Raw genomic sequence first — 12,297 nt, forward strand, 5'->3', positions numbered from 1 at the left:
AACCCATGAACGCCGGTGATGGGATTCGTGTCACGCTCAGCGAATTGATCGAGATGCGCCATCGCGTGCGCGAAGTGCAGCTGTTTTCCACGCCAAGCCAGCGCAGCCCATTGATCGGCCTGCACCACTCCAAGCTGCGCGGGCGTGGCGTGGACTTCGACCAAGTGCGCGTGTACCAGGCCGGCGACGATGTGCGCACCATCGACTGGCGCGTCACCGCACGCACCCAGGAACCGCACACCAAGCTGTTCCATGAAGAACGTGAACGGCCGATTTTCATCATGGTGGAGCAAAGCTGCCGGCTGTTTTTCGGCTCGGGGCAGATGTTCAAGTCGGTGCTGGCTGCCCAAGCCGCCAGCCTGATCGGTTGGGCCGCGTTGGGGCATAACGACCGTGTGGGCGGGCTGGTGTTCGGCGACAACGAACACTACGAAATCAAACCGCGCCGTAGCAAGCAAAGCCTGCTGCAACTGCTCAACCGCCTGGTGCGGGTCAACCAGAGCCTGAGCACCGAAAGCCGGCCCGAAGCCGACGCCCTTGGTATGGCCCTGCGCCGTGGCCGCGAAGTGTTGCGCCCTGGCAGCCTGGTGATTGTGATCTGCGATGAACGCGCGCTGACCGAAGGCGCCGAGCAACAGCTGAGCTTGCTGTCGCGGCATTGCGATTTGCTGCTGTTACCGATCTCCGACCCACTGGACCACGCCCTGCCCGCCGCCGGGCTGCTGCGTTTCGCCGAGCGCGGCGCCCAGCTGGAACTGGACACGCTGAATTTCGACCTGCGCCAGGCCTACAAGGCCCAGGCCGAAGCGCGCCTTGCGCGCTGGGAGCTGCTCGCGCAGAAACTGCGCGTACTGCTGATGCCTTTGAGCACCCAGAGCGAAATGGTCGAGCAACTGCGCGAATACCTCAACCCGCAACGCCCGGTTAAAAAACAATGAGCAGCCTTGACCAACTGCAACCGCTCATCGCCCCACCCGCCATCGGCTTCTGGCCGCCCGCGCCGGGTTGGTGGCTGTTGCTGCTGGTGATTCCGCTGTTCGGCTGGGGCCTGTGGTCACTGCGCCGCTTTCTGCCGACCCGCCGCCCCATCGCCCGTGCCGAACAACCCTTGGACCCACTGCGCATCGCCGCCCTGGCAGAGCTTGCGCTCATGCCCAAGCCTTACGATGGCGCGCCCGCCGGTGCCTGGCTGCAACAGCTCAACGGCCTGCTCAAGCGCCTGTGCCGCAACGACTACCCCTACAGCCAGAGCCACACCCTCAACGGCCGCAAATGGCTGGCATTCCTCGACAACCGCTGCCCCGCCGCCGGCCTCACCCGCTGGATGGTCTTGGTCGAAGGCGCCTACAAACCCGAATGCAAACTCGACGACAAGGCCATCGCCGGCCTGACCCAGGCCGTCGACACCTGGATTCGCAAACATGTTTGAGTTCGCCTGGCCGTGGATCTTCACCCTGTTGCCGTTGCCGTGGTTGATGCGCCTTGTGTTGCCGGCCGCCGACAGCGGTGAGCCCGCGTTGAAAGTCAGCTACCTCAGCGACCTTGAAGGCCTGGCCCGTCGCCGCGCCCGCGTCAACCTGCCCGGCTGGCGCCAGCAAGCGCCGTTCGTGGTGTTGTGGTTGCTGCTGCTCACCGCCGCCGCGCGCCCGGAATGGCTCGGCGAACCGTTACCAATTGCCGCCAGTGGCCGCGACCTGCTAGTGGCGGTGGACGTGTCTGGCTCCATGGATTTCCCCGATATGCATTGGCAGGACGACGACGTAAGTCGCTTGAGCCTGGTCAAGCACCTGCTTGGCGATTTCCTTGAGGAGCGTGAAGGCGACCGCGTCGGCCTGATCCTGTTCGGCAGCCAGGCCTACCTGCAAGCGCCACTGACCTTTGACCGCCGCACCGTGCGCGCCTGGCTGGACGAAGCGCGCATCGGCATTGCCGGCAAGAACACCGCGATTGGCGACGCCATCGGCCTGGCCCTCAAACGCCTGCGCCAGCGCCCGGCGCAGAGTCGCGTGCTGATCCTGGTCACTGACGGCGCCAACAACGCCGGGCAGATCGACCCGCTGACCGCCGCCCGCCTGGCGGCTGAAGAAGGTGTGAAGATCTACCCGATCGGCATCGGCGCCGACCCGGAACAAACCGGTTCCCTGGGCATCCTGGGCGTCAACCCGAGCCTGGACTTGGACGAACCTGCGCTCAAGGCCATCGCCGAAGCCACCGGCGGCCAGTACTTCCGCGCCCGCGATGGTGAAGAGTTGCAAGCGATCAAAGCGACCCTCGACAAACTCGAGCCCGTCGAACAACAACCCACCCAAGCGCGCCCGGCCCTGGCGCTGTACAGCGCACCACTGGCCCTGGCCTTGGTGCTGAGCATGTTACTGGTGATTCAGGAACGCTGGCCTAACAACGCCCTGCAGCGGCTGTTCAACAAACTGTCGAGCAAGGGGATTTTCCTGCAACAACACCCTGAGTGGCGCCAGCGCCTCAAACGCCTGCGTTTGCGGAGGCGTCGATGATCGACCTGTGGCCGCATTGGTTCCGTCCATGGTGGTTGTTGCTGCTGCCGTTGCTCGGCTGGTTGCTGTGGCACCTGTGGCACCGGCAAAAGCGCGCCGGGCGCTGGCAGATGATCCTGCCGCCGGCCTTCCACGCGGTGTTGCTCAGTGGCGGCAACGGCCGCGAGAGCAAATCGCCCTGGGTGGTACTGGGCATTGCCTGGCTGTTAGCCGTATTGGCGTTGCTTGGCCCGAGCTGGCAGCGTGTGGAGCAGTCCAGCCAGAAGCCTTCCGACCCCTTGGTGGTGCTGCTGGAACTGACCCCGGAAATGCTCGCTACCGACAGCCCGCCCAACCGCCTGGAGCAGGCACGGCGCAAGCTGTACGACCTGTTGCAGGCGCGCACCGATGCGCAAACCGCCATCGTCGTGTATGCCGGTAGCGCCCACACATTGGTGCCGCTGTCGGACGACCTGGCCACCAGCCGCAACTTGCTGGAAGCCTTGCGCCCGTCGATCATGCCTGAGCCCGGCCATCGCGCCGACCTGGCCGTCGAGAAAGCCCTCGGCCTGCTCAAGCAAGGTGGCCTCGGCCAGGGTCGCCTGCTGCTGATTGGTTCCTCGCTGTCCAAACAGGAACGCCAGGGCATTCGCTTGCTGCTGCAAAACGCGCAATCACCCGCCCTGTCGATCCTCGGCATCGGCAGCCGCGAAGGCACGCCAGTCACCCAGGAAAGCGGTGAATTCCTCAAGGACGAACAAGGCGCGATCCTGGTACCGCGCCTCGACAGCCCGACACTCAAGGCCTTCGCCAGTGAAATGGGCGGCCGCTACCGCGCCGCGCGCCTGGACGACAAGGACCTGCGCCAACTCGGCGTGCTCGACCCGCCGCAAACCTTGCGCAATGACGGCCAACGGCTGCACCTCGATACCTGGGCCGACCAGGGTTACTGGCTGCTCCTGCCCCTGCTGCTGCTCGCCGCCTGCGCCGGGCGGCGTGGCTGGTTGTTCTGCCTGCCGCTGCTGCTGTTGAGCGCGCCACAGCCCAGTTATGCGTTCGGCTTGCAAGACTTGTGGCTGCGTCCCGACCAGCAAGGCCAATACCTGCTGAAGAAAAAGCGCCCCGCCGAAGCCGCCGAACACTTCGAAGACCCGCAGTGGAAAGGCGTGGCGCTTTACGAGGCCGGCAACTATGCCGAGGCGATCAAGCTGTTTGCCGAAGGCAATGACGCCTACTCCCACTACAATCGGGGTAACGCCCTGGCCAAGTCCGGCGAACTGGAAGCCGCCATTGACGCCTACGAACAGGCCCTCGAAGCCCAACCCGACCTGCAACCGGCCCTGAAAAACAAGGCGCTGGTGGAGGCACTGATGCAGGAACAGGCCGAACCGGAACCCACCGAGCCTGCAAAAAACGAGGATGACGAAACCACCCAACCCGGCCAAACTGCGCAACCGGGCGCCAGTGGGCAAAACGCCACAGGTGGCGAGCCGTCTTCCCAGGGCCAGGGCGAAGCCGGGACTGACGACACCCAACCCGGCAACACAGCGCACACCACAGGTAACGAAGTGCCGGGCAGCGAACTGGGCGACGAACAGACCACCACCCCGCCGCTGCGCCCCACTGATGCCAGCCTCGACGGTGAGCACCGCCAGGCCCTGGAGCAATGGCTGCAGGAGATCCCGGACAACCCTGGCGAACTGCTGCGCCGCAAATTCTGGTACGAACAGCAACAACATCAGGACAAGACTCGATGAGCCGCCGCACCACCCTACTGCTCCTGCTCGCCCTTTCGGCAGGCCACGCCCAGGCAGCGAACCTGTCCGCCAGCGTCGACCGCAGCCGCGTCAACTCCGGGGAAACGGTGGAACTGACGGTGGAATCCAGCGATGTCACGCAGTTCGGCAAGCCAGACCTGACGCCGCTGGATGCGCAGTTCGAAGTCAGCGGCACGCGCCAGATCAACCAACTCACCACCCTGGGCGGCGATAACCACGCCACTACGCGCTGGATCATCACCCTGCTGCCCAAGGAAAACGGCACGGTGGTCATCCCGCCCCTGCAGGTGGGCGACTACAAGACCCAGCCGATCAGCCTGCAAGTGGTCGAAACCGCCAGCCAGAACACCGCCGCCGAGCTGGCGCCGGTGTTTGTCGAGGCCAACCTCGACCAGACCAGCGTCTACGTGCAGGCCCAGGCGCTGTTGACCGTGCGCGTCTACCACTCAGTGTCGCTGTATGACGACAGCAGCCTCACGCCCTTGCAGATTGCTGATGCGCGCGTGGAGCAGTTGGGCGAGTCGCGCACCTACGAGAAGGTCATCAACAGCATCCGCCACGGCGTGATCGAAACCCGCTACGCGATCTATCCGCAACACAGCGGCACCTTGGCGATCCCGGCGCAGACCTTCAGTGCGACGTTGGTGGAGTCGCGCCCGCCCCAGGAGAACACCCTGCAAGGCACCAAGCCGGGCAAGCTGATCCACGTCAGCTCGGCGGAGTTGCCCCTGGTGGTCAAACCCAAGCCCCCGCTGTACCCCGCTGATACCCCGTGGCTGCCAGCGCGCAGCCTCACCCTCAGCGAAAACTGGAACCCGGAGCCCGAGCATGTGCAGGTCGGCGACTCCCTGACCCGCAGCCTCACGGTCAAGGCCGAGGGCCTGTCCAGTGCACAACTGCCGGCCCTGCCCAGCACCGAGATCAATGGCCTGCGCCGCTACCCGGACCAACCGGTGCTCGCCAACCAGACCAACGACCGTGGCCTGATCGGCAGCCGCGAAGACCGCGAAGCCCTGGTGCCCACCCGCGCCGGCAGCCTGGAACTGCCCGCCGTGGACGTGGTGTGGTGGAACACCCATGAAGACCACCTTGAGCGCACCAGCCTGCCCGCCCGCACCGTGCAAGTGGCGATCAACCCGAGCCTGGCAGTTGACACCCCCGCCACGCCCACCGTCATCACCGCGCCAGATGATGAGCGCCTGTGGCTGTGGCAACTGAGCACGTTGATCCTCGCCTGCACCACCCTGCTGGGGTTTGGCTTGTGGTGGCGTGCCCGCCGGCAACCGGCCGTGTTGCGCGCCGCACAAACCGGCCCGAGCCCGCGCACGCTGCTGGATGACCTCAAGCGCGCCACCCAGGCCAACGACCCGCAAGCCACCCGCCAGGCCCTCGACGCCTGGGCCCGCCAACAGCCGGAAACCTTGGCGGACATGGCCGCTCGGTTTGTGCCGCTGTCGGATGCGTTGGATGGCTTGAACGGCGCGCTGTACAGCGAGAGCGGGCATTTCTGGCTGGGTGAAGACCTGTGGCGTGCGGTGAAGGCGATCCCGATGGCTGAGCGCGAGGTGGACCCGGCGGCGGACACCACCAGCTTGCCGCCGCTCTATCCCAAATAACCCGCCTGCTGTGGTTAGCGGGTTGCTCACCACAGTCAGGTCGCTCGGCAGACCCTGTGTCATGCATTGTTAAAGGCCAGCAATCCATATCGCTTTAATTTGCAGGAAGTTTCCTAGACAATCCCACGGCCTTGCGCCTGCTCACTCCACTGGCTAGCCTTCGCTCCGTCGCTGCACATCAGCGATCAGGGGTGAGATCCTGTGAACAGGGAGCCAAGCGCCACAACCGCGAGCAACATGCTTTATGGCGGCTGTGTGCGGGCGGACTTCGGTCCGACCGGTTGCTCCTGCCCGGTAATCTCACCCCGCACATAGCTGCCACCTTTTGTCGAGTGAGATCGCCAAAAGAATGGCTCCCAACTTTGTCAGGAGATCCATTCATGAACAAAATCGTCCCCGACCCACCACCCGCCTTCACCGTTCACCACGACCTCAGCTTCGAAGACGCCCTCGCCCAGATCTGCGACCTGCTGCGCTGCGCCGCCGCGACCGCTGCTGGCACCACCCAAGCGCTAAGCAGTAATCAGCGCCACATGGCCGGCGCCACCGAGCACTTGATCAACAGTGCCAGAACCCTGGCTGACCGAGCGCTGGACTGCCTGCACACCGCCTGACCCTTGTGGGAGGGCGCTTGTCCCCTCCCACAGGTTTACAGGGTAAACTCCCCTCCTTTTCATCTCTTCAACGGAGTTCGCCTTGCGTCTGTTTCACACCTCCGACTGGCACCTGGGCCAAAACCTCCACGGCCAGGAACGCGACTTCGAACACGCCTGCTTTCTTGAATGGCTGCTGGGCCAACTGAACACCCATCTGCCGGATGTGCTGCTCATCGCCGGAGATATCTTCGACACGGTCAACCCGCCGCTCAAGGCCCAGGAGCGTCTGTATGACTTCATCATCAGCGCCCACGAACAGAACCCCAAGCTGACCATCGTGATGATCGCCGGCAACCACGATTCCGGCTCGCGTATCGAGCTGCCCGCCCCCTTGATGCGCCGCCTGCGCACCCATGCATTGGGCCGGGTGCTGTGGCTGGATGATGGCCAACTCGACGCCGAACGCCTGCTGATCCCGCTGCCGGATGCCAAAGGCAAGATCGCCGCCTGGTGCCTGGCGCTGCCGTTCCTGCGCCCGGCGGAAGTGACCGGTGCGCACTTGGGTGACGACTACCTGCGCGGCATCGGTCAGGTGCACGAATGGCTGATCGCCGCCGCCAACGCCAAGCGCAAAAAAGGCCAGGCGCTGATTGCCATCAGTCACGCGCACATGGCCGGCGGCTCGGTGTCGGAAGACTCCGAGCGCAGCCTGATCATCGGCAATGCCGAGGCGCTGCCAGCCAGCCTGTTTGATCGAAGTGTCGCTTACGTCGCCCTCGGCCATTTGCACAAGCCGCAGAAGGTCAATGGCGAAGAACGCATTCGCTATAGCGGTTCGCCAATTCCGCTGTCGTTTTCCGAAATCGGCTACAAGCACCAGATCCTCGACGTGACATTCCAAGGCCAATGCCTGGTGAACGTCGAACCGATCCTGATTCCGCGCTCGGTCGACCTGCAACGGCTGGAAGCCGCGCCGCTGGCCGATATCCTCAAGGCCCTGGCCGAGTTGCCCGACGTCGACCTGCTGGCCGAAACCCAGCGCCATCCTTGGCTGGAAGTGCGCGTGCGCCTCGACGAGCCGCAACCCGACCTGCGCCAGCAGATCGAAAGCGCCCTGCAAGGCAAGGCCGTGCGCCTGGTGCGCATCGCCGCTGAATACGCAGGTAACGGCAGCCGTGAAGACGAAGGCGACGACCGCCTGATCGAACTCGACCAGCTCACGCCCCAGGAACTGTTCAGCCGCGCCTGGCAGGACAGTTATGGCAGTGAAGTGGATGAACAGACCTTGAAGGACTTCGCCGTGCTGCTCCAGGAAGTGCAACAGGAGGAGGAACAGCCATGAAGATCCTCGCCATCCGCCTGAAAAACCTGGCTTCACTGGCCGGCCCGTTTGAAATCGACTTTACTGCCGAGCCCCTGGCCAGTGCCGGGTTGTTCGCGATTACCGGGCCGACCGGCGCGGGTAAAAGTACCCTGCTTGATGCCTTGTGCCTGGCGCTGTTTGGCGCGGTGCCGCGCCTGGGCGACACCGGCCAGGCGAAGATGCCGGATGCCGACAGCGACATTTCCATCGGTGACCCGCGCACCTTGTTGCGGCGCGGTACCGGTGGCGGTTATGCCGAAGTGGATTTTGTTGGCGTGAGTGGCCGGCGCTATCGCGCGCGCTGGGAAGCGAATCGCGCCCGCGACAAGGCGAGCGGCAAGTTGCAAAACAGCCGCCAGAGCCTGATCGACCTGGACAGCGACCAACTGCTGGCCAGCCAGAAAACCGAATACAAAACCCAGCTGGAACTGGCCCTGGGCCTGAACTTCGAACAGTTCACCCGTGCCGTCTTGCTCGCGCAGAGTGAGTTCAGCGCCTTCCTCAAGGCCAACGACAACGAGCGCAGCGAACTGCTGGAAAAGCTCACCGACACCGCCCTGTACACCCAACTCGGGCGGCGCGCGTTCGACAAGGCCAAAGAGGCCAGGGATGCGCACAAGCAGCTGCAGGACCAGGCCACCGGCGTGGTGCCCCTGGCGCCCGAAGCACGTGTGGAGCTGGATCAGCAGTTCGATGCCGCACAACAGCAACTCAAGACCCAGCAAGCGCAACTCAAGCAACTTGAGCTTCAGCACACCTGGTTCAAGGAGCTGCGCGAATGGCAGGAACGTCAACTTGCTGCCACCGAACAACTGCAGCGCGCACAGGCCGATTGGGATAACCAGGGCCAACAACGTGAAGACCTGAGCCGCCTGGACCAATTGGCGCCACAGCGTCACCAGTTTGCGCGCCAGGCCGAACTCGGCAGCGTGCTTGCCCCGTTGGCCGTGCAAATTCAGTCGCATATCCAACAACAAGCCGAGTTGCACACCCGCCAGGAGCAGGCCCAGCAGCAACAAGCCAGCGCGCAAACTGCATTGGCGCAAGCCCTGAAAAACCAAACGGATGCCGTGCCGTTGCTGCGACAGGCGTTTGAAGAGCAAAGCACCCTCGCCCACTTGACCAAGGAGCTGGCCAAGCGCACCGAAGACCAACAGCAGCACGAAAGCGCCTGCGCCGAAGGTCAGGCCCACCTCACTGCGCTGCTGGAAAAGCAGAATCACGTTACTGAGCGCCTGCAACGCCTGGGCACCGAGCTTGAGCACAGCGTCGCCCTTGCGCCGCTGAGCGATGCCTGGACCGCCTACCGCGACCGCTTGCAACAGCTGACGCAGATCGGCAATCGCCTGAATAAAGGCCAGGCCGAACTGCCGCAATTGGAGCAACGTGCGACCCGCGCCGCCGAGCAGTTCACCCAGCAACGCGAAGCCCTGGACCTGCTGTATCAGGAGGCCGGTGCCGAGCCTCACGCCGTGGCCGAGCAGATCCAGTTGCTGGCGAGCCTGCTGCAAGACAATCGCAAACAGCAGCGCGCTTTCGAAGACCTGACGCGCCTGTGGGACAACCAGCAACAGCTGGACCAACACGCCGCCAGCCTGACGCAAAAGCTCACCGACGCCCAACGGCAACGCGAACAACTGAACCAGACCGGTCTGCAAACCAAGGCCGAACTGACGGTTGCCGAACAGACGCTGAACGTGACCAAGCAACTGCTGGAACGCCAGCGCCTGGCCCGCAGCGCCAGCGTCGAGGAGTTGCGCGAGCAGTTGCAGGACGACCAACCTTGCCCGGTGTGCGGCAGCCACGAACACCCGTATCACCAGCCCGAAGCGTTGCTGCAAAGCCTCGGTCGACATGACGAAAACGAAGAAGCCGCCGCGCAGAAAGCCGTGGACGGCCTCAAGGAAAAACTTACCGAGTTGCGTGGCGAAGTGGGCGGCTTGATCGCCCAACAGAAGGAATACCTGCAACAGCAGGAACACCTGGCCACGCAACAGCAAGCCCTCCAGCCAAGCCTGGATGCGCACCCGCTGGCCGCGTCAATGCTCAACCAGGAACCTGCCAAACGCAGCGTCTGGCTTGAACAGCAACTGAGCCAGCTGACCCAAAGCATCACTCAGGACGAACAACGCCAAAGCGCCCTGCTCAACCTGCAACAAAACGCCGGGCGCTTGCAGCAGCAACTGCAAGCGGCCCAGGAAGCCAGCCAACAGGCCCGTCAATTGCTGCTCGACCAGCAACGCGAGCTGGCCAGTGACCGCGAACGTCTCGAACAGGAACTGAGCGCCTTCGCCAGCCTGCTGCCCGCAGAAACCCTGGAGGGCCTGCGCGCCGAGCCGGCTGCTACCTTCATGCAGCTGGACCAGCAAGTCAGCCAGCGCCTGGAGCAGCTGGGCCATCAACGCGATGAACTGGCCGAGCAACACGAACGCCAACAGGCGATCGAGAAGGAACAGACCCACCAGCAGCATCGTCAGCAGCAACTCGACGCCCTGCGCCAGCAAGTCACCGAGTTGGCGACCCAACAGCAAGCAGCCCAGGCAAAACTCAGCACGTTACTGGGCGAGTTCACCAGCGCCGAACACTGGCAGCAGCAACTGGAACAGGCCGTGACCCAGTCACGCCAAAGCGAAACCGACGCCAGCAAACAGTTGCAGGAAATCCACAACGCACTGATCCAGCTGGCGGCGGACCTCAAGGCACAACAGGAACGCGAACACGCGTTGCAGGCCGAACAAAAGGCCCTCGTCACGCGTATCAGCGAATGGCGCGCCTTGCATCCGGAACTCGATGACGCTGGCCTCAACCGCTTGCTGGCCTACGATGACGCCCAGATCAGCCAATTGCGCCAGCAGGTGCAGCTCAGCGAAAAAGCCGTCGAACAGGCCAAGGTACTGCTGCAAGAACGTGAGCAACGCCTTGCCGACCATCAGGCCCTGCACAACGGCAACCTCGCAGCCGAGGAGCTGGACAGCACCTTGGCCACGCTCAATCAGCAACTTGCCGAGAGTGAAAAACACTGCGCTGAACTGCGCGCACGCCAATCCGAAGACCAGCGTCGCCAGGACGCCAACCAGGCCTTTGCCGAGCAGATCGCCAAGGCCTATGACGAATGGCAACGCTGGGCACGCCTGAACGCGCTGATCGGCTCGGCCACCGGCGACACCTTCCGCAAGATCGCCCAGGCTTACAACCTCGACTTGTTGGTGCATCACGCCAACGTGCAACTGCGTCAATTGGTGCGGCGTTATCGCCTCAAGCGTGGCGGCAGCATGCTTGGCCTGTTGGTGATGGACACGGAAATGGGCGATGAACTGCGCTCGGTGCATTCGTTGTCCGGCGGCGAAACCTTCCTGGTGTCACTGGCGCTGGCCCTGGGCTTGGCGTCGATGGCGTCAAGCACGTTGAAGATCGAATCGCTGTTTATCGATGAAGGCTTCGGCAGCTTGGACCCGGAATCGCTGCAATTGGCAATGGACGCTCTGGATGGCTTGCAGGCTCAGGGTCGTAAAGTGGCGGTGATCTCCCACGTGCAGGAAATGCACGAACGCATTCCGGTGCAGATCCAGGTCAAGCGCCAGGGCAATGGCTTGAGCACCTTGGAGGTCAAGTGAGCGAAGCGCTGCTGTATTCGTTCCGGCGCTGCCCCTATGCGATGCGGGCACGGCTGGCGCTGCGTTACTCGGGCGTACCGGTGCGCATCGTCGAGGTGAGCCTCAAGGCCAAGCCCGCCGAGATGCTGGCGCTGTCGCCCAAGGGCACGGTGCCAGTGCTGAACGTTGACGGGCAGGTGATTGAAGAAAGCCTGGAGATCATGCAGTGGGCCTTGGCGCAAAACGACCCGGATAACTGGTTGCTGCACGGCGATCCGGCGGTGTTCGCGTTGATCGCCGAGAACGACCAGGACTTCAAGTATTACTTGAATCGATACAAGTACGCCGAGCGCTACCCGGAACAGCCGATGGAGCATTATCGGGCCGGGGGTGAGGTGTTCTTGCAGAAGCTGGAAGCGTTGTTGGCAGGACGGGATTACCTGATGGCCAACCACCTGACCCTGGCGGATGCTGCACTGGCGCCGTTTGTGCGCCAGTATGCCCATGTGGATCGAGTGTGGTTTGCCGGTACATCGTATAAACGGTTGCAAGCTTGGCTTGAGCGCTTTCTAGATTCAGGGTTGTTCATCGCGGTGATGGCAAAACCCTGAATACCACGCCAGCGGGCTCACTGCTGAGTCTTGTGATCCAGAGCAGCATAGAAGTTGGCGCTTTGTTGCAGGTATTTCTGGGTGTAGGCGCTGGTGCTGGATTTTTTGCCGGAGACTTCCACGCTGGCCGCGGCTGGCAGGGCAACAGTGGCGGAAACAGCGGAAGCGGCGATGATGGAGAAGAGATTCAGATTCATGTCGGTAACCCTTGTGTTCGTTTGGTTGAGTGGCCGGGGAAGGCCTTGGAACCA

General features: G+C 63.4%; 10 protein-coding genes. 9 read left to right on the forward strand and 1 reads right to left on the reverse strand.

Annotated elements, in window-relative coordinates; genetic code table 11:
* The first annotated feature begins 5 nt into the window (after positions 1-5).
* From ACP7EW_RS27600 to ACP7EW_RS27640, 9 genes are all read left to right on the forward strand, one after another.
* Positions 6-938, forward strand: coding sequence for a DUF58 domain-containing protein (locus ACP7EW_RS27600; protein ID WP_033902401.1), 933 nt, complete (start codon positions 6-8; stop codon positions 936-938).
* The gene (locus ACP7EW_RS27605) at positions 935-1,429 is read left to right on the forward strand and encodes a DUF4381 domain-containing protein (protein ID WP_122728223.1); all 495 of its coding nucleotides are present in this window, start codon (positions 935-937) and stop codon (positions 1,427-1,429) included. Before ACP7EW_RS27600 ends, ACP7EW_RS27605 begins: the two co-directional genes overlap by 4 nt.
* Positions 1,422-2,510: a vWA domain-containing protein gene (locus ACP7EW_RS27610; RefSeq protein WP_426128478.1), complete on the forward strand. Its 1,089-nt coding sequence runs from the start codon at positions 1,422-1,424 to the stop codon at positions 2,508-2,510. Before ACP7EW_RS27605 ends, ACP7EW_RS27610 begins: the two co-directional genes overlap by 8 nt.
* Positions 2,507-4,246: a tetratricopeptide repeat protein gene (locus ACP7EW_RS27615; RefSeq protein WP_426221217.1), complete on the forward strand. Its 1,740-nt coding sequence runs from the start codon at positions 2,507-2,509 to the stop codon at positions 4,244-4,246. The genes ACP7EW_RS27610 and ACP7EW_RS27615 overlap by 4 nt, the downstream gene beginning before the upstream one ends.
* Positions 4,243-5,883 carry a BatD family protein gene (locus ACP7EW_RS27620; protein ID WP_426221219.1) on the forward strand — a complete coding sequence of 547 codons (1,641 nt, stop codon included), beginning with the start codon at positions 4,243-4,245 and terminating at the stop codon, positions 5,881-5,883. Before ACP7EW_RS27615 ends, ACP7EW_RS27620 begins: the two co-directional genes overlap by 4 nt.
* A gap of 380 nt (positions 5,884-6,263) precedes the next feature.
* Positions 6,264-6,497 carry a DUF6124 family protein gene (locus ACP7EW_RS27625; RefSeq protein WP_038848734.1) on the forward strand — a complete coding sequence of 78 codons (234 nt, stop codon included), beginning with the start codon at positions 6,264-6,266 and terminating at the stop codon, positions 6,495-6,497.
* A gap of 82 nt (positions 6,498-6,579) precedes the next feature.
* On the forward strand, positions 6,580-7,821 hold the full coding sequence (locus ACP7EW_RS27630; RefSeq protein WP_038848737.1) for an exonuclease SbcCD subunit D C-terminal domain-containing protein: 1,242 nt from the start codon (positions 6,580-6,582) through the stop codon (positions 7,819-7,821).
* Positions 7,818-11,456 (forward strand): AAA family ATPase, encoded by a 3,639-nt coding sequence (locus ACP7EW_RS27635; RefSeq protein WP_426221222.1) that lies wholly within the window; start codon positions 7,818-7,820, stop codon positions 11,454-11,456. Before ACP7EW_RS27630 ends, ACP7EW_RS27635 begins: the two co-directional genes overlap by 4 nt.
* Positions 11,453-12,046 carry a glutathione S-transferase gene (locus ACP7EW_RS27640; RefSeq protein ID WP_426221224.1) on the forward strand — a complete coding sequence of 198 codons (594 nt, stop codon included), beginning with the start codon at positions 11,453-11,455 and terminating at the stop codon, positions 12,044-12,046. Before ACP7EW_RS27635 ends, ACP7EW_RS27640 begins: the two co-directional genes overlap by 4 nt.
* A 17-nt stretch (positions 12,047-12,063) precedes the next feature.
* On the opposite strand, the gene ACP7EW_RS27645 is transcribed toward ACP7EW_RS27640, so the two are convergent.
* Entirely contained in the window at positions 12,064-12,243 is a 180-nt protein-coding gene (locus ACP7EW_RS27645; RefSeq protein WP_016980181.1) for a hypothetical protein, read from the reverse strand.
* Between the last annotated feature and the right edge of the window lie 54 nt (positions 12,244-12,297).

Source organism: Pseudomonas sp. DWRC2-2 (assembly GCF_049897885.1).
In the GTDB taxonomy this organism is placed as follows: Bacteria; Pseudomonadota; Gammaproteobacteria; order Pseudomonadales; family Pseudomonadaceae; genus Aquipseudomonas; species Aquipseudomonas azotoformans_A.